The following is a 19,437-nucleotide window of genomic DNA, read 5'->3' on the forward strand; positions in this document are numbered from 1 at the left end:
TTTTAGGTGTTAAATAAAAATAAACCCTATTTTTTGTGACTGATATTTCTTGTTTGTTGTGGTTTAACTTCTTAATTATCAATGATTTTTTGTTGTTAATAATATTTGACTCATGAAAATTTTTAGATTGGGTTAGATAGATATGTGATTAAATTTTTTATCGAATAATAAATTGATAGTTTAACTATTTATGTGTAAAATTTAACTATTATTTCGCTATTTTGTGTAAATCCAATTTTTTATTTGGATTTAAAAAATCTAACCCTATTTGTTAATTATTAATTAAATCATCATGATAAAACTCTACTTCGTTTTCGCAATTTTATTTACTTTAAACACATGCTTAGTTAAAGGGCAGGCGGGCATTGGCACGCTTACGCCTCATGCAAGCGCACAGCTTGAGATTGTTTCGACCAATAAAGGCCTGTTAATTCCCAGGATTGCGCTAGCCAGCAGGCCAGCTGCTCCGGCAACCGGCCTCATGATCTATCAAACTGATAGTACTCCCGGTTTTTATTACTACAACGGTACTGCATGGGTAAATATAAGCAGTATGAGTACGCTTACATCCAATTTGAATACCAATACTCAGACGCTATCATTTGATGGTACAGCTAATGGGATGAAACTCCTGTCTGAAGGAGGAGTGGCTGTATATGGTGTAAGAAATTCTTCAATTTCTACTACTCCAGATTTAAACCTTCAGCTGGATAAGTCGGGGGGCTTCGTAGTTAAAGGGGTTCTTGGTACTGGTACTATACCAGCAAGCGGATCTGGTGAACGCATGATGTTCCATGCATATAAAGGTTCTTTCAGGGCAGGTGGTGTGGGAGTGGGCAGTGATAGCTGGGATGAGACTTATAACGGTTTTTACTCCTTAGCTACCGGCTATAATACAAAAGCCGCTGGCAACTATACCGTAGCCCTTGGTTATCAATGTAGTGCGATGAGTGCTTATGGCATTGCAATGGGTTATACCAGTATTTCCCATGGTACCTCTGCTGTAGCAATAGGTTATAGGTGTACGGCAAACGCGGATTATTCTGTGGCGCTCGGACATCGGGCTTCTAATGGTGGAAGAACCGGATGTATGATAATGAATGATGCATCCAATACAGACAGTTTGTTATCTACACTTAATAATCAATTCAGCGCCAGATACGCAAACGGATATAGATTATTTACAAACACCACGAAAACCATAGGCGTTAGTTTGGCGGCTAATGGAAATGCATGGGCTTCAGTCTCAGATTCTACCAGGAAGGAAAATTACAGTAAACCAGATCATGAATATTTTTTAGCAAAGCTAGGCAAATTGCGCATCGGTTCATGGAACTATAAAGTTCAGGATAAAAGCATACGCCATTATGGTCCGATGGCACAGGAAATTTTCTCAGCGTTCGGAAAAGACAAGTTAGGTACAATAGGAGCAGATACGACTTTGAATACAGCCGATATGGACGGTATCATGATGATCATGCTGCAAGGCTTAGAGAAACGTTCTGCAGAACAATTGACGCTTACCAGGCAATTGACTTCAGAAATGGCCGGGCTGAAACTGGAAAATTCAATACTGCAGGAGAAGGTTGCCAAAGGCGCCGACCCAAAAGCACTCAAAGAGATTATCCAAAATCAAACCATAGTAATTGATCAGCAATCTCAAAAAATTACACAGTTAACTGCCGAAGCTGCAGAATTAAGAAAGATCAAGCAGCGTCTCGACGCATTGGAGCAAGTCATGATAGCTACCGCGAAGTAATACTTAAAGCAAACTCTCTTATTGAAAATCCATATATACTATGGCTCATTTGAGATGAGTAATTGATCACTATGTAATGATATGGGAATGAAAAAGTATTATAAAATAATAGCTTTAGTCCTCTTAAGTCACTCCTTTATAACAGGCGCACGAGCACAGTTAAAAGCAGGAACAGAGGGCATATATATAAAAGCGGGATCGATGTTCTCATCAGATGGTTTGGGATTAAAGCCTTCAGCTGATCTTACATTAATTGATCTGAGTTTAGAGAAATCAGCCACACCTGTTACGGGTGATGCGGGATCAGGAATAAGCAGGGGCTATAAATTTAGTGTCCCGCTAACCTTTACGGGAAGCCTGGGCTTTAGTTATTTTACAGCAGAACTTAATAGCAACACTGAAAGCCTGCTGCAACTTTTCTATAAATCCACTGAAGCCGACGTTACTTATACCGTTACAACGGGGACTTCAATAAATACTGTTGATAAGTATCTGGAAAACACCTTTACCAGTACCACTTTTTCTACATTGTCTGCAGCCGATCCGGTAATTTTTGTACCTCCTGCTTCGGCACCAATAACTACAACTGCTGCTGCTACTGTGATTACCATTACAGAGGCAACATTAAATGGAACAGTAAATGCTAATTCTGCGAATACCACCATAACATTTGCCTATGGTACGGATGAATCTGTGGTTTCCGCCGGGGGAGGAACAATTATAGCTGCTACACCTGGTACGGCTTCAGGAATAAGTAATACAATTGTATCCGCGGCTTTAACAGGCTTAAGTGCATCTACTACTTATTACTATAAAGTTAATGGATCCAATAGTGTTGGAGACAACTCTGGCTTGGTATTAAGCTTTACAACTAAGGCAGCGCCCTCTACCAATGCCAACCTATCTGCACTGTCGCTCAGCGAAGGTACTTTGTCGCCGGTTTTTGTTTCCGGGACCACCAGCTATTCAGCTACGGTTGGCAATAGTATAACCTTGGTTACGGTGACCGCGGCTCTTGAGGAAGCTAATGCAACCATTATGGTGAACGGGGCTACGGCAACAAGCGGCAGCATATCGGGTGCTATCGCGCTGAATGTGGGCAGTAATACACTGACCACGTTGGTCACTGCCCAGGACGGTACAACGACGAAAACCTATACGGTATCGATAATTCGTTTAGCTGCTCAAACGATTACCTTTAATGCACCTTCGGCAACTATATATGGTGATGCTGACATAACTTTGCCTGCGACTGCAAGTTCCGGACTAACCATCAGCTATATATCTGACAATACATTAGTTGCTACCATAAGCGGAAATACCGTAACGATAAAAAGTGCAGGCACAGCAAAAATAACAGCTAGTCAAGCTGGCGATGCTGATTATGATGCCGCCAGTCTGGTGGAACAGAATCTTATTGTCAGCAAAAAACCTGTTACTATAACAGCAGATGCGAAAACTAAGATCTATGGTGATGCTGATCCAGCATTGACTTATGCGGTTACTACCGGTTCATTAGTTGGTTCTGATGCCTTCACGGGTGCACTGACCCGTACCCCGGGCGAGACCATCAACACTTATGCAATTACACAGGGTACAGTGGCCTTGAGCAGTAACTACGCGTTAACATATGAGGCTGTAAACCTTGCTATCACCCCAAAAGCGCTGACCATTGTTGCAAATAACCGCAGCAAAACTTACGGTGATGCCCTAACCTTTACAGTTACGGAATTTACCACCATAGGACTCATCAACGGAAATACCGTTACGGGTGTCAGCTTAACCAGTACAGGTGCCATCACAACTGCAACTGTGACCACCGGCCCATATCCTATTGTTCCGGCTGCCGCAACAGGAACGGGACTGGAAAATTATGCCATTACCTATGTAAATGGTGCGCTAAGCGTGGATAAAAAAGCCCTCAGCGTTGTCAATACCAATCGTTCAAAAGCCTATGGTGAGGTGCTGACCAATCTTGACTTTATCGGTTCAATCACCGGACTAGTGAACAATGACAATATCAGCTTAACCCGTAATAGTACAGGCGCTACGGCCAATGCTACTGCAGGAACCAACTATCCGATTGTCGCCACACTGACGGATCCGGACAGTAAACTGGCCAATTATACCTTAACCAATGCAGATGGGCTCCTTACTGTAGCTCAAAAAGTGCTGACCATTATTGCAAATAACCAAAGTAAAACTTATGGTGATGCTGTAACCTTTACAGGAACTGAATTTACCACCATAGGACTCATCAATGGAAATGCCGTTACTGGTGTCAACTTAACCAGTACAGGTGCCATCACAACTGCAACTGTGACCGTCGGCCCATATCCTATTGTTCCGGCTGCCGCGACAGGAACGGGATTGGAAAATTATGCCATTACCTATGTAAATGGTGTGCTAAGTGTGGATAAAAAAGCCCTCAGCGTTGTCAATACCAATCGCTCAAAAGCCTATGGTGAGGTGCTGACCAATCTTGACTTTATCGGTTCAATCACCGGACTAGTGAACAATGACAATATCAGCTTAACTCGTAATAGTACAGGCGCTACGGCTAATGCTACTGCAGGAGCCAACTATCCGATTGTCGCTACACTGACGGATCCAGACAGTAAACTCGCCAATTATACCTTAACCAATGCAGACGGGCTCCTTACTGTAGATCAAAAAGTGCTGACCATTATTGCAAATAACCGCAGCAAAACTTATGGTGATGCTGTAGCCTTTACAGGAACTGAATTTACCACCATAGGACTCATCAACGGAAATGCCGTTACGGGTGTCAACTTAACCAGTACAGGTGCCATCACAACAGCAACTGTGATCGCCGGCCCATATCCTATTGTTCCGGCTGCCGCAACAGGAACGGGATTGGAAAACTATGCCATTACCTATGTAAATGGTGTGCTAAATGTGGATAAAAAAGCCCTCAGCGTTGTCAATACCAATCGCTCAAAAGCCTATGGTGAGGTGCTGACCAATCTTGACTTTATCGGTTCAATTACCGGACAAGTGAACAATGACAATATCAGCTTAACCCGTAATAGTACAGGCGCTACGGCCAATGCTACCGCAGGAACCAACTATCCGATTGTCGCCACACTGACGGATCCGGACAGTAAACTGGCCAATTATACCTTAACCAATGCAGATGGGCTCCTTACTGTAGCTCAAAAAGTGCTGACCATTATTGCAAATAACCAAAGTAAAACTTATGGTGATGCTGTAACCTTTACAGGAACTGAATTTATCCCTGTAGGATTAGTTAACGGAAATACCGTTACGGGAGTTACCTTAACTAGTGGTGGTGCAGCGGCTACAGCGAGTGTAACAGGAGCCGCATATTCCATTACTCCCGCTGCAGCTACCGGAATAGGCCTCGATAATTATGCCATCACCTATACCAACGGTGTACTTAGCATTGGAAAAAAGGCACTTGTCGTTATAGCAGAAGACAAAGAGAAATTTTCAGGGAGGGACAATCCGATCTTAACAGCCAGATATACCGGGTTTGCCAATGGTGAGGACAATTCGTCACTTTCGGTTCAGCCAGTGTTAAGTACCACCGCAACAACCAATAGTCCAATTGGCGATTATGCCATTACGGTCTCAGGGGCTGCTGCTGCCAACTATAGCATTACTTATGCTCCTGGGGTACTGAAAATCAAACCGGCTGCGCCAAATGTGATTACATTAGCTGCGATACCTTTATTTGAAAACCAGTCTGCGGGAGCGAATGCAGGTACTTTTAGTAGTGTTTCCGAAGATCCAATGGATACCTTTACCTTCAGCCTGGTTGCTGGAACTGGTGATACAGACAATGGCTTGTTTGCAATCAGCGGAAACAAGATCAGCACAGTTGCCAGTCTTGATTTCGAGAATAAATCCAACTACAACATCAGGGTAAGATCAAACTCCGTCTATGGATTATGGTTGGAAAAGGAACTTAGCATTATCCTAAATGATGTCAATGAAGTACCAACGCTGGCTGCCATTGCCAGTCAGGCGATTTGCTATGCCACAACTACACAAGTCTTGCCACTGACCGGCATTTCTGCTGGTCCTGAGACCAATCAAAGTACGACTTTAAGCGTCAGCAGTAATTCTTCGCTATTTGAAAATCTGAATGTAAGCGGTAACGGAGCTACAGGGAACCTAACCTACCGCATTAAGGAGGGGGTAGGGTCCGGAACGGCAACCATAACCGTAACGGTAAAAGACAGTGGTGGGACGGCTAATGGTGGAACAGATACCTTTAGCAGGTCATTTGTCATCACCGTCAACCCTCTTCCGGTTGCATCCATCAGCAGTGATAAAGGAACACAGATGAGCAAGGGAGAAGTCGCTGTGTTGAGTGCGACAGGAGGAAGTAGCTATGTATGGGCAAATGCCTCAGGAATTATTAGCGGGCACAACACTGCGGTCCTTACGGTCAGACCTTCACAAACCACCACGTACACCCTGACGGTAAGCAATGTAAGTGGTTGTACGCAGGTTCAGCAGTTTACCATTACCATTCTGGATGATTATGCTAAGGTTAAAGCACTCAATATCCTTTCACCAAACGGTGATGGTTATAATGACAAATGGTTGATCGATAACCTTGATTATTATCCAAATAATGAGGTGAAAATCTTTGATCGATCCGGAAGACAAATTTATAGTAAGAAAAGCTACGACAACAGCTGGGATGGTATGTTAAATGGCGCCGTCCTGGAGGAAGGAACCTATTTCTATGTCATTGATTTTGGTAATGGCAGTCCAAAATTAAAAGGATTTATCACTATTGTAAGATAAGAATAATCGCTAAATTTAGTTCTATAGGGGAGTAAATGCAAAAAGCCTTAGAGAAATCTAAGGCTTTTTGCATTTACTTATCAAGTTTCTTCCGGTTGCCAAATTTCGGACATTTTTCAGAACAAAGGATTTTCCTTTAAAGGTTGTCGAAGCTGTCTTGCGCTGACACAAGTTTTGCACTTAAATCCTGACTACCGGCCATTACACCCGCTATTGCAATAGATGAACTGCGAATGAATGCTTTTCTTGTGATCGATTCTGAAACCATTGAATAGAAATTATGGATTACAAATTTAATATATACAAGGGGTATTCTGGAAATATTAACTGCAGCCCCCGTTACTATGTGGGTTCACTCTGGCTATAGTAAAAAGTAATTTACTTTACCACTAATTAAGGAATATTAATCGGACACTGAGCGGCTCAGCCCGTTCAGTGTCCGATCAATGTCCGCTTAAATGCCGTTCAATAAAAGTTACCTTTAAGGTAACTTTCTGGAGTTAGGTCAGCGTTTTTGGATGATATTTAAGTATTTTGATAATATTTTTACAAATCGGATCCATCATGGACGGCTGCGGGTGATCTGTAATTATTGAAAGGCAGGCTGTTTTTTTAATTTTCGTTCGCTAAATTTGGTAGCTCTCCTTAGGTGGATATAAAATATGAAAAAATTAAAGATAGGTTGGGCCGGACTAGGCAATATGGGTACGCCAATGGCTTTTAACATCCTCAACTCTGGATATGAGCTGACGGTTTTTAACCGCAGTAAGGATAAAGAACAGGAATTAATTGCCGCAGGAGCGAGGTCAGCAAAAACTCTTCAGGACTTAGCATCGCATTGCGATGTAGTCTTTACAATGCTTTCGGATGATGTAGCCGTGAAATCTGTTTACAATGAGACTGATGGCTTGCTTTCTGGAGGATCAGAGCCAGGAAAGCTATTCATAGACATGAGTACGGTTGCACCAGAGACCTCTCGCTATCTTTCTGCACTTTGCAGAACCAAACAAGTGTCGTTTTTGGATGCTCCGGTCTCCGGTAGTGTGCAACCTGCAAGAGAGGGTAAATTGATCATTCTGGTCGGCGGTGAAGCGCAAGATTTCGAAAAGGCTAAGCCGATTTTAGATGTATTGGGGAAACTTGCTTTGTATTTAGGTTCTGAGGGTGCAGGGAGTTCGGCAAAGTTGGCCATTAATTACTTGTTGGGTATCAACATTCAGGCATTGGCTGAAACTGTTCTTTTTGCCGAGCAAAATGGCATTAGTAAAGAAAATATGTTAACCATTATCAATGAAGGTGCTTGCGGAAATGGAATCATTAAATTGAAAATCCCATCTGTATTGGCTGATAGTTTTCCATCAGCATTTGCTTTAAAATACATTGTTAAAGATCTAAAACTGGCAAAAGAGGCCGGGTTAAACTCACCGCTTTCTGCTCCACTATTAAACACATTTGAAGCTGCGGCGGCAGATGGACTTGGAGAGGAAGATTTGATGGCCGTAATTAAATATTTGAGGCGGAGCTAATCTTCCGCCACAAAATTATAATCCATACTTTGGCCATTACCTGAAATGGTTGCCTTTACCTTCTGCCCGTTGCGCTGGTAAGTTATTTTTTTAGGGAAGTCATGCTTCGGATTTTCGCAGGTAAAGCCATTAGCACTTAAAGCTGTCAGTTTAAAATAAGTTGGCAGCTTTTCACCTGTAACTAGCACTGAATAAAAAATATCTTTCCCCTTTACGATAAACTCAAGGTGCTCTAAGAAAATGGTTTCCTTTCCTTTTAGTGTTACGCCCTTCCCACTAAGTTTTAAATCTGTTACTTTATTCCAGGTTTCATAACCGGCTTGTCCAGCTTCGGGATTGGTTCTAATCCATTTGCCCACCAGCCATTCCAATTTTTTGAATTTCTGTTTGTTGGTTTCCTGTGCATAAGCAGCGGACATCATTAGTAAGATTGCGATGATAATAAGTAGCTTTTTTGTTCTCATAATGTTTTTTTAACCAAATATAAGTATGGTCAATTCAGTAGTATTGTACAAAACCGACTCGGTTCATTTACTTGTTTAAGAAAAAATTAGCCATGTTTTTCTCTTCAAAGAAATAGGAGGAAGGGTCTTCACCTGTAAAAGCTTTGAAGTTGCGGATAAAGTGTGATTGGTCGTAATAACCAGATTGGTAAACAATTTCCGCCCAGCTGCTATTTTTTAATTTGATCAATTGAAAAATGTAATTGAACCGAATGATGCGGGCATAATATTTCGGCGAAAGTCCGATGTGTTTTTTAAACAAGCGTTCCAATTGGCGTTCACCAAACCTTGCAACTGCAGTCATCTCAGCTACAGAGATCATTCCATTTGAATTAAATATGAGGTCTAGTGTATCTTTTAGCGGATTTTCGGGTACGTTTTTATTGAGTTCAATAAAGTAATTATCTAAAACAAGTTTAAGCTGGTCCTCATTTTCGAATGGAAGCACTTTGTCTTTTAAGGTAGAGAGCTGTTGATTGGGGAAAGTATCTAGATCAACTATTTTATCCAGATACTGCTGCATGTTTAGGTTAAATAGCTGAGTTAATGCAGCCGGTTTCAGTTTGATAGCAAAAGATCCTGTAGGTCCGGTGTTTTCGAGGTAAAAATAGCTGCTGATCTGCCCGGCTAATAAGTTTGGGCTTTGTACATGCCACTCTTTATCTGTTTTTGCTTTATAGACACTTCCATAATTGAAGATCAGCTCGGTAAAGCCATCTGGAATGATCTTTTCTATCCTGGGAGTTGGATCATCGCTTTGCATCATCCAATAACATTCAATGAGCTGTGTTAGATTGGGATGTGGGGCGATTCTAATGAACTTCATCTTGCAAATTAGACAATCATCCAAAGAATACTATATTTACTTTCCAATAAATAATTATAGTTAAAAAAAGACACTTGAAACATGATGACAGAAATTGCATTTATGATCGTAACCTGCCTATCTGTTGTCTTGTTTTATCTTGGCGCCGGGAAACAAAATAAAAGATTTTTATTATATCTATGTTGGATACTGGCTATAGCCTTGCTATCCTGGCTTGGATTTTTTAAGGATACGACTGGGATGCCGCCAAGAATATTATTGGTTATTATACCTGCGGTGATTTTTGTGGTCTATTCTTTTAGAAAGATCGAATTGGTTGGGCTAAGGAGAAATTACCTGATTGGCATCCATATTTTGCGGATACCAGTAGAATTGGTTTTGTTTCAATTGTATCTTCAAGGTAAGATTCCGGAGATTATGACCTTTGCAGGTTGGAACTTTGACATCTTAATGGGAATTTCAGCTGCGCTGATACTTGGTTGGACTATAATTACCGAAAAGGAGATGAATCAAAATCTCTTTCGGCTGTGGAATATAGTTGGAATTGTGTTTTTAGCAATAATTGTAGGTACAGCAATTTTATCTGCACCATCACCTATACAACAATTGGCATTTGATCAGCCAAATCTGGCCATTTTGCAATTTCCTTATACGCTGTTGCCTGGTATTGTCGTGCCGGTCGTGTTATTGTCGCATTTGCTCTGTTTGAAGAAGTAACTAATTACATAATGATTTATTTACCAATGAAAAAACTATTACTCTCCCTTTCCCTTATTCTGCTTGTTACGTTAACAAAAGCGCAATCTACATTGGTACGTTTTGTAACCAATAAAGGTGACATCACGATTATGCTGTACGATGAAACGCCAAAGCATCGGGATATGTTTTTAAACGGCATTAAAATAGGATTGTATAAAGACGCCGAATTTAATCGGGTTATAAAATCCTTTGTAAGTCAAGGTGGCGAATTGGATGATACCATTTTGAATAGAGAGAAACAACATCCTGAGCTAGGTACAAAGCGGTTCCCGGCGGAGATTAAACCTATGCTATTTCATAAAAAGGGAGCTTTGGGGGCTGGAAGAGATGACAATTCTGATAAAGCATCATACTTTACACAGATTTATCTGGTAGTAGGCAAAAAACAAAATGATGCACAATTGGATGCCATTGAGCAGAAGAAAAACAGAAAGATCCCGGAAGCGCAAAGAACAGTTTATAAAACAATAGGAGGCACACCAAATCTGGATCAGGATTATACCATTTTTGGAGAAATAGTAGGCGGAATGGAAGTAGCAGATGCGATTAATCAGATGGCCACAGATAAAAATGATGTACCGCTTAGTGCCATTGTTTTTAACCCGGTAGTGCTTTCTAAAGCAGAAGCGGCAAAACTTAGGCTGCAATTGAAATACTAGAAAAAGAAACGGCTAAGAACATCCGTTCTTAGCCGTTTTCAGTTGTGTTACTTTACTATTTCAGCAATTTCTCAATTGCGGCAAGCATACCTTTAAATTCCTCTTCATTGTATAACCGTGTCAGGTAGGCAATTTTGCCCTGCTGATCGATTACTACATTTCTGGTCACGCCGCTTTTTTTATCTGCAAAGCGACCAAAAATATCTGCAGCAGGATCAAGTGCCAATGGGTAAGTGATTTTCATGTCCTTTGCAAATTTTTGCACAACCTTTAGGGGTTCATCACGATCTACACCAATTAGCATTAGTCCTTTATCCTTATACGCTTGCCAAACATCCTTTTCCAGATGTGGCATTTCTTCACGGCATACTTCGCACCAGCTAGCAGTAAACTGTAGAACAACTACTTTTCCTTTCAATTTGGATAGGCTAGTCGTTTCCCCGTTGGATAAAACCAGTTTAAAATCATTGGGGGCCTGATCACCCAGCTTTACTTTGTATCCTCTATCATCAGGATTGCTATCCTGAGCCATTAAAATGGCAGGGAATAAGCAGATTAGGTAAACTAATAGTGTTTTCATAGCTGTATTTATTTATTCCACCAGATGGGAGTCGTAATCACATCATCTCCTTGGGCAGCAAGCGCCTGCTGGTAGTTGTTTTTGTTTACACTTTGTTCTTTTATTGGATAATAGATGCGTTTAGGTATGCCATTTCCAAACACTGGTTTGAAAACGTAATTAAAGGTTTCTGTAGGGGTAACCCTTGTCCATACCACATCGTTTGGTTTAACCAAAAAGTTAGGGAAGTCAGTGCGGCGAATTTCCGACCAGGATTCAAGTCCTTGGGTATAAAGGGCAAAGTATTTTTGTGTTAACACCCTCTCTTTAGTTGCTGCAGGTAGATTGTTTGCATAAGTCTGTGCGGTTGGTTCTGCAATGCCCCAGCGGGTTAGGGAAGCTACGACTCCTTTTTTGTATTCGCTATCGCTCCAGTTTTGATATTCAGAGATTAGAAATGCTACCTCTGCATACTCCTGAAGTACTTCACTAAAATCAGCCGCATTAACCAACGTACCTGGTAAACTGATGTCGGCAGGTTTATTAATCCCAGCAGCTTCTAATGGTAAACCATAAGGCTGACCTACATACTCATTGTTTTTATTAGGCTTTGCATAGATCGGTAAACGAGGATCTAAAGTGTTAAAAGGGCCCAATTCTCCTTTTAAGGAATTGATGAGGATGTGTGATACCGCAAAATCCTGACGGTTGGCGGTAATCGTTGCTTTGTAAAGCGGAGCTTCGTTTGGCGCCGATGTACTGTATTTAAAAGCAGCAGTATGTATATTGGATGTAAATACACCTTGTGCTAATGCTTCTGCAAAATGTTGCTGCGAAAGCGTAGGTAATTTAGTACGGATTCTGGTAGCCAGGCGTAGACGTAATGAGTTGGCAAATCTTGCCCAGTTTTCATTCTTGCCTTTGTATATAATATCCGAAGCGCCAAAAGTGTTGGCTGTCGAATATTTCCATAAGGTATCAGCCGCCTGTTTCAGTTCGTTCAGCAGGTCCGTATAAATTTTTTCCTGAGTAGCATACTTCGGGGTATAATTGTCAGGGTTTTGCTGCAAAGCTTCAAATGAAGGATCTGCGTTACCGAACGATTGGTAAGGTATATCGCCAAAAGCATCACTTAGGGAATGAAAGGTAAAGGCCTTTAGTACACGACAAATCGCAATCTGATTGGCATTTGTACCTGCAATAGTACCAGCAGCGGCAATGGCTTTAGTGGCTGGATTGGTGTTGAGCTTAATGATCTCATTTAAGTTGTTTAAAGCTTTAAACCCATCAGCCCAATAGCGATCCGAAGTGCTCTTTGGAAGATCGTAACGACTTTGATCTGTATAAATATTCTGGCTGTAGTACTGTGCAAACAGCATGGTGCCATTCAAGGAGAAATCCAGATTCCTCACATTGTCCATGATTTGTTTTTCAGCAGATAAAATTAAGGTAGGAGTAGTCACATTGCCCGGTCTGTTGGGATCTATATTGATTTCGGCCAGGTTCTCATCCTTGCATGAAATAAATGCAGTAAAAGACAAGAGTGCAATGGCTGATATTTTGTTATAAAAGTTCATCTCAGTAATTTTTAGGGTTAAAACTTAACACTTACATTTAAACCATAGGTAATAGGGACTGGAATATTACCGCCCTCTATGCCCTGTACATTTCCGCCACTATTGGTGAATTCTGGATCAATGTATTTACTTTTGGTATAGATGTTCCAAAGGTTTCTTCCGTAGGCAGTAAGACCAAGGGAGCGAATTGCGCTGTTCTTTTTCAGGTCGAAAGTATAACCCAGGGTAAGCTCTCTTAGCTTAATATATGAAGCATCAAACACACTAAAAGTAGTTGGTCCATTGTACTCATTCCTTGCCCAGGCCAGTGCCGATATATTAGTGTCGTTTTTACGGGTATTGGTCACTGTATACGAACCATCAGGATGGAAAGCTACATCGGCTTTTACGCCATCTACAACAATGCCAGTTTCCCTGATGCCATTTGCTGCAGTTTTATCCAATACGCCCGCATACATGCCTACTTTATAGGTCTGGGAGAAGAAACTTCCTCCCATTCTCCCATCTATGAGGAAGCTGAGGCGCATTTTTTTATAAGTGAAAGTATTTTGAAAACCAAACAAATAATCGGGTAGCACACTTCCTAATGCTACTTGTTGTGAGGTTTTAAGGTAAGTGCCGTCTGCCTGTACCACGCGTTGTCCATCTGGCGCATACACAAAGTCATTCCCCATTATCTGTCCGTAAGGTTTGCCTTCCTGTGCTACCAAAGTTACCAGCAGGTTGCTGAGTTCAAGAGTGTTTACACCTTTGTCTAAGGAAACCACTTTGTTCCGGTTTCTAGACCAATTCAGTGTACTGTTCCATTCAAAGTTGCTACTTTTTATCGGTGTGCCATTTAAGGTCACCTCTATACCTTTATTGTTTATTTTTCCCGCGTTTAGTATTTTGTTGTCATATCCAAAGGCGGCAGACATCGGTACAGGAAGAATTTGGTTGCGACTGTTGTTGTTGTAATACGTTACATCAAGCCCTAAACGATTCTTAAACATCTGTACATTTATCCCTGTTTCTACAGAACTGGTAATCTCAGGTTTTAACAACGGATTATTTAGTGTAACTGGCAAACGATAATTCGCAGTTCCATTAAATGGTTGTTGCGCTTCAAAAACGGGGAGTAGTTGATATGGGTCCGTATCATTACCAACCTGTGCCCAGCCTAAACGTACTTTGGCAAAATCAAGCCATTCTTGTTTTTTTAAACCTGCAAGTTCACTAAATACAAAACTTCCGGTAAGTGATGGGTAAATGAATGAATTGTTGTCTACAGGAAGGGTCGAAGACCAGTCGTTACGCAAAGTTCCATCGAGGTAAAGCATTCCTTTCCATCCGGCCGAGAAACTGCCGTATAAAGAATAGACTTTTTTGTGGAAAAAGTTATTGTTGTTTAGCACGATAGGTGCATTTTTAAGGTTGTAGTATTGCGGGATAATGAGACCCCCTTGAGTTAATCCATCACTAATACGGCGTTTTTGATCTCTGATGTTTCCCCCAATATTACCCGATAGGGAAAAATCTGCCCAGCTTTTCTTTGCTGAAGCCAGGAACTCGTAATTGAATTCGTTAAAATGATTGGTATACTCCTGATATTGTGATTGAGAACGTGAATATACCGCTATGCGGTCTTGGTACTCAGAAGTGTAGATGTCGGCATGTACTTTTCCAGTTAGTTTAAGCCAGCTATTGGCATCCACTGTGAAGCCCATATTTCCATAAATTCTATCGCGATTTTCTTCCATGTAACTTTCGTAGGCAGACCAGTATGGGTTGTCAATAAATCGGGTTGCTTCGTCAGTAGCTGTATTCTGATATCCTGTTCTGTTCCATGGGCGCGCAGTACCATCGGCTCTTTTGTATTCGCTTAGTTTTTTGTAATCCACCTGTACTCCGCCCCATTGGAAGGCTTCGAGCATGATGTTCCGGTTGGATGCCCCAGTCCAGGGTCTGCCCAGCGTGTTGTTTTTGACATAGTTCAGGTTGCTGAATACATTTACAATGCCTAGTTGTGTAGAACCTGAAAAGTTTACGGCATTACGTCCTAAACTGGAATTTGGAATTGTACCACGTACATTTTTATTGGTATAGGATAAACGGTAATTGGTTTGGCCGCTAGATCCACTAACCGCAATGTTATTGGTATTGGCAATACCGGTGCGGAAAAAGTAGTTGACATCATTCTTAGGATAAACCCATGGCTGTGGATTTAGATAATCGGCAGGATATTCTGGATCCAGGTTATACCAATGTAATACAGGCGTTCCATCCAATTTTGGCCCCCAGCTTTCATCAGCAGCATAATCTACGATATTATATTCCTTTCCGTTAATTGTGGCCTTAGCAAAGGTATTGGCATAGCCTTGTCCGTATAGATGCTGTCTTGTAGGTAGTCGGATAATGTTCTCTAAATCAATTCCGGTATTTAGGGTAATCTCGAATTTTTCGTTCTTACTTCCTTTTTTAGTCGTAATTAAAATTACTCCGTTGGCAGCTCTCGAGCCATATAGTGCGGCAGCAGAAGGTCCTTTTAGGACTGAAATGTTTTCTATGTCATCAGGATTCAGATCCTGTATCATGTTCCCTACATCTTTACCAGCACTTCCATTTACGGTGGAAGAGGTGTTCAGGTCTGAGTTGTCTATCGGTGTGCCATCAATTACATATAAAGGTTGGTTACTGCCAGTTATAGAATTGATACCGCGGAGTAAGACACGTGTTGAACCACCCATATTACCTCCAGAGGAAATGACTTGCAGGCCAGATACCTTACCGGAAATGGCACTCAAAGCATTAGTTGGACGAGTGGTCAGCTCTTCCGCCTTTACTTCTTGTACCGCATAGCCTAGTGCTTTTTTCTCTCTGGATATGCCCATTGCGGTGACTACAACTTCATTTAATCCTGATTGTGCAACCTGTAAAATAATCTTACCGATGTTGGCTGTGGCTTTTATTTCCCGGGTTATAAAACCTAAATAAGAAATTTCCAGGATCGAATTTTCTTTCACATCCTTTAAAATAAATGTGCCACTAGCATCAGTTATGGTCACTTTAGTACTACCTTTTACCCTTACTGTGGCACCCGGTAAAGGCAGCCCGGTGGTATCAACTACCTTTCCAGTAATGGATTCTTGTACAAGTGTTGTATGCGTAGGTGCAGCTTCTTCTTTTTCCATAATGATTACCATTTTGTCGGTAATACGGTAAGTAAATGTTTGATTCGCAAAGCATTTTTGTAGCGCTTCATCGAGCGATACATTTCTAACATGAATAGATACCGGTCTTGCTTTTACAATTAGCGCATTGTTATAAAAGAAGTCGTATCCACTTTGTGCGCGAATCTCTTTTATAATTTTGTTAAGGCTGGTATTGGTTTTATCCAGCGTAATTTTTTGTGCGAATGCATCCCTGGCCGATACTTGGATCATGGCTAGTAAGATGAAAAATATGGATAAGTTGATCCGCATGATGAGTTTTCGTATAATACTGTGGCTTCCACCACGTTTAACGTTTAGGTAAAAAATCATACATTTGATAGTTAGGGTTTAGATAATTGTCAATTCAATAATAATCCCGCTTAAGCCGCGGTTTTTAGAGCCCTTACAATTCTGCCGGGGATGAGTCCAATCATTCCCGGTTTCTTTTTAAGGTCATCTTTATGTGTAGTTTTATGGCATAACGATGATCCTCCTTCCTTCAATTTTAAAGTTTACATTTCCGGTTAGTTCCATCACCTTTAGTAGGGCAGACACATTTCTGGTTTTAGAGACTTCACCTGAAAAGGTTTGGTTTAAATCTACTCCAGGCTTGTATACTACGTCTATATCGTACCATCTGGCAATTTTATTCATGATGCTTTTAATGTCTTCATTAAACTTGAAATACCCATTTTTCCAGGAAACGACTTCCTCTAAATCGACATGATTGGCAATTGTAATGTGCTGTCCAGCTACCTGAGCCTGTTGTCCTGGAACGAGGTATTTAGCGGCTGATTGGTTGCTTACTTTTACTGATCCTTCGAGTAGTGTTGTTTTTATGGCCTGTTCATTTTCGTAAGCCATTACATTAAAATGAGTGCCCAATACTTCTACAGTTTGACCTTTAGTCATCACTTTAAAAGGCATAGCTTTATTTTGTGCAACTTCAAAATAAGCTTCGCCCGCAATTTCTACTTTCCGTTCTTTACCCATAAAGCTGGTCGGGTAGCTTAATGATGAAGCCGAATTAAGCCAAACTTTAGTCCCATCTTGCAAAATGATCTGATATTGTCCGCCTACCGGGGTACTGATGATGTTGTGTGCTGCAGCTTTAGCATTAAGCGCATTGGTGCTAATTTGGGTGCCATCATTGTAGACTAGTTCATCGGCTTTAATGATAATTCCTTTTTTATCGCCGCTTAAATTAATAGTTTGACCATTTGCCAGCCTAAGTACTGCTTTATTTCTTCCGGGTTGGACATCCGTTTTTGCCACTGCTGTATGGTGCTGTCCAGGTTTATTTTTGTCCAGATAAGTATATAGTCCAAAGCTGACGAATGCGAATACCACAGCTGCTACAGCCGCTATTTTTGGCCAAAAGACAATTTGTTTTACAGGTGCAATACTTTGTTCAAGTGCTGCAAGTATTTGCTGCTTGTCTTCTAAGCGCTCTTCAACATTCATATCCGGATAAATATCCGGGGTATGTTGGAGGTACCATGATTCAAGAAGCGCTTTTTCTGCTTCAGTACAATTACCTGCTATATATTTTTGAAACAGTGCTTGTGCCTTTTTTTCTTCCATATTCGACCAGACATTTAATGCCTTATAAAGATATACAGTTGAACACTGTGGAGGGGGTAAATAAAAATGAAAAAAATTAAATACCGATCAGCAGGGATAGAATCAGGTAGATTCCGATTTTGAAGCGTAAGATTTTTAAGGCATGTTGAACGTGCTTCCTTACGGTTAATTCGGAGATGTTAAGCTGACCAGCAATGGCTTTATGGCTTAGGTTCTCTTTTCTGCTTAATTGAAAAACCTCACGCATTTTTCCCGGCATACCTGCAATTTCATTTTCAATGAGTGCAGTCATTTGTTTTTCTCTAACCAAGTGGTCTGTAACACAGTTGTCTTCATTTGAAAAGGTTTCCAGTGTGGTTAAGTAGGCTGACTCAATACGTTTATGAGATAGTAGATTAAATATACGGTTCCTTACAGCTGCCGAGAGGTAGCTGAGCAGGCTAGGCTCAAAAGATAAAGTTTCCCGTTTTTCCCAAAGGGCCAAAAAAAGCTCGTGGATAATGTCTTTGGTTTCTTCCCGGTTGCGCATCCATTTATAAGCGTGGGCATGGAGTTGCCAGAAATACCTGTCGTATATTTCAGTAAAGGCCATACGATCACCATCCTTTAATAGGGTGGTTAGTTCGTAATCACTTAACTTACTGTATGTTGACATATTTGTATATATTATCTATGGCGAAGGTAGATATTTTTGTTTTAATTTGAAATATATGTATTAAAATGAGGCTTTGATGACTTGAAATATAAAGCTCCTTTCATAATGAATGTTAGATGAGATACTTGATTAATACCCAGAATCGACTTCAGTATTTTGCAAAAAAATAAATATAGTAAATTAATAATTATATATTTGCAGCCTCAAAACTAACCACCTTATTTTTCGAATTCAGCGATTTAATGGATTGAAAATGGATGTGTTATAATGATTGGATTGAATAGGTAAAATTAAAATATTTTCAATGGTGAAGTCAAAGTTTGTAACAATAGGTATTATTAAATCTTCCTTGAGTTGCATCTTGTCCACTTTGAAAGCTTAAATAACAACCAAAAGCCTTATGCCACGCTGGCAGAAGGCTTTTTAACTTTAAAGACAACCCAAATGCTGAATTTTGTTCTCTTTGGCCCACCGGGTGCAGGCAAAGGCACCCAATCTGAAAAATTGATCGAAAAATATCAATTGATCCACATCTCAACAGGTGATCTTTTCAGGGCACACATTAAAAATCAATCACCACTTGGACAACAAGTGAGTGCTTTAATTGCTGAAGGTCAATTGGTTCCTGATGAAATTACCATCGCTATGTTGGAAGAGGAAGTGGATAAAAACCCACAGGCCAAAGGATTTATATTTGATGGTTTTCCTCGCACAGTGCCTCAAGCACAAGCACTAGATGAGTTTTTAGTGAGCAAAGGCAGTAGCATTGCGGGTGTAATTGCACTTGATGTAGATCAGGATGAACTGACTAAACGTATTGCACAACGCCAGATTGAAACCGGTCGTGTTGATGATCAGGCAGATAAGCTGCAAAAACGTATTGAAGAATATTTTAGCAAAACGATCCACGTTTTGCCTTATTACGAAGCACAAAATAAATTGAGCAAAGTAAATGGTATCGGTAAAATCGATAACATCTTTGCTGATTTAAGCGCAGTAATAGACAAATACTAGTACAAAAACATTATTGATAGCG

Annotated in this window: 14 protein-coding genes; 6 read left to right on the forward strand and 8 right to left on the reverse strand. The window is 40.7% G+C overall.

The window, feature by feature from the left end:
- Positions 1 to 292 precede the first annotated feature (292 nt).
- Together FBD94_RS01425 and FBD94_RS01430 are read left to right on the forward strand one after the other, a co-directional pair.
- Positions 293 to 1,759 carry a tail fiber domain-containing protein gene (locus FBD94_RS01425; protein WP_136878834.1) on the forward strand — a complete coding sequence of 489 codons (1,467 nt, stop codon included), beginning with the start codon at positions 293 to 295 and terminating at the stop codon, positions 1,757 to 1,759.
- A gap of 87 nt (positions 1,760 to 1,846) precedes the next feature.
- Entirely contained in the window at positions 1,847 to 6,562 is a 4,716-nt protein-coding gene (locus tag FBD94_RS01430; RefSeq protein WP_169472185.1) for an MBG domain-containing protein, read from the forward strand.
- Between the two features lie 136 nt (positions 6,563 to 6,698).
- On the opposite strand, the gene FBD94_RS26415 is transcribed toward FBD94_RS01430, so the two are convergent.
- Positions 6,699 to 6,830, reverse strand: coding sequence for a hypothetical protein (locus FBD94_RS26415; protein WP_262710963.1), 132 nt, complete (start codon positions 6,828 to 6,830; stop codon positions 6,699 to 6,701).
- 394 nt (positions 6,831 to 7,224) lie between these two features.
- Here FBD94_RS26415 and FBD94_RS01435 point away from each other — a divergent pair, with 394 nt between their 5' ends.
- Positions 7,225 to 8,088, forward strand: a complete 864-nt coding sequence (locus FBD94_RS01435; RefSeq protein ID WP_136878836.1) for an NAD(P)-dependent oxidoreductase — start codon at positions 7,225 to 7,227, stop codon at positions 8,086 to 8,088.
- Here the strand turns inward: FBD94_RS01435 and FBD94_RS01440 are convergent.
- Entirely contained in the window at positions 8,085 to 8,552 is a 468-nt protein-coding gene (locus FBD94_RS01440; protein WP_136878837.1) for a DUF6265 family protein, read from the reverse strand. The two genes, FBD94_RS01435 and FBD94_RS01440, sit on opposite strands and share 4 nt — an antisense overlap.
- A gap of 67 nt (positions 8,553 to 8,619) precedes the next feature.
- The gene (locus FBD94_RS01445; protein ID WP_131607578.1) at positions 8,620 to 9,417 is read right to left on the reverse strand and encodes a helix-turn-helix domain-containing protein; all 798 of its coding nucleotides are present in this window, start codon (positions 9,415 to 9,417) and stop codon (positions 8,620 to 8,622) included.
- An 81-nt stretch (positions 9,418 to 9,498) separates the two neighbouring features.
- Here FBD94_RS01445 and FBD94_RS01450 point away from each other — a divergent pair, with 81 nt between their 5' ends.
- Both FBD94_RS01450 and FBD94_RS01455 read left to right on the forward strand, forming a co-directional pair.
- The gene (locus FBD94_RS01450; RefSeq protein ID WP_136878838.1) at positions 9,499 to 10,134 is read left to right on the forward strand and encodes a hypothetical protein; all 636 of its coding nucleotides are present in this window, start codon (positions 9,499 to 9,501) and stop codon (positions 10,132 to 10,134) included.
- A 26-nt stretch (positions 10,135 to 10,160) separates the two neighbouring features.
- Positions 10,161 to 10,835, forward strand: coding sequence for a peptidylprolyl isomerase (locus tag FBD94_RS01455; protein ID WP_136878839.1), 675 nt, complete (start codon positions 10,161 to 10,163; stop codon positions 10,833 to 10,835).
- Positions 10,836 to 10,890: 55 nt separating this feature from the next.
- Here the strand turns inward: FBD94_RS01455 and FBD94_RS01460 are convergent, their stop codons facing one another.
- From FBD94_RS01460 to FBD94_RS01480, 5 genes are all read right to left on the reverse strand, one after another.
- Positions 10,891 to 11,415, reverse strand: coding sequence for a TlpA disulfide reductase family protein (locus tag FBD94_RS01460; protein ID WP_131607580.1), 525 nt, complete (start codon positions 11,413 to 11,415; stop codon positions 10,891 to 10,893).
- A gap of 8 nt (positions 11,416 to 11,423) precedes the next feature.
- Entirely contained in the window at positions 11,424 to 12,971 is a 1,548-nt protein-coding gene (locus FBD94_RS01465) for a SusD/RagB family nutrient-binding outer membrane lipoprotein (RefSeq protein ID WP_136878840.1), read from the reverse strand.
- Between the two features lie 17 nt (positions 12,972 to 12,988).
- Entirely contained in the window at positions 12,989 to 16,492 is a 3,504-nt protein-coding gene (locus FBD94_RS01470) for a SusC/RagA family TonB-linked outer membrane protein (RefSeq protein ID WP_131607582.1), read from the reverse strand.
- A 141-nt stretch (positions 16,493 to 16,633) separates the two neighbouring features.
- Positions 16,634 to 17,746 (reverse strand): FecR family protein, encoded by a 1,113-nt coding sequence (locus FBD94_RS01475; protein ID WP_131607583.1) that lies wholly within the window; start codon positions 17,744 to 17,746, stop codon positions 16,634 to 16,636.
- A gap of 76 nt (positions 17,747 to 17,822) precedes the next feature.
- Positions 17,823 to 18,401, reverse strand: a complete 579-nt coding sequence (locus FBD94_RS01480) for an RNA polymerase sigma factor (protein ID WP_131607584.1) — start codon at positions 18,399 to 18,401, stop codon at positions 17,823 to 17,825.
- Positions 18,402 to 18,845: 444 nt separating this feature from the next.
- Here FBD94_RS01480 and FBD94_RS01485 point away from each other — a divergent pair, with 444 nt between their 5' ends.
- Positions 18,846 to 19,415: an adenylate kinase gene (locus tag FBD94_RS01485; RefSeq protein ID WP_131607585.1), complete on the forward strand. Its 570-nt coding sequence runs from the start codon at positions 18,846 to 18,848 to the stop codon at positions 19,413 to 19,415.
- Positions 19,416 to 19,437: the final 22 nt, after the last annotated feature.

It is taken from the genome of Pedobacter hiemivivus, assembly GCF_005144565.1.
In the GTDB taxonomy this organism is placed as follows: Bacteria; Bacteroidota; Bacteroidia; order Sphingobacteriales; family Sphingobacteriaceae; genus Pedobacter; species Pedobacter hiemivivus.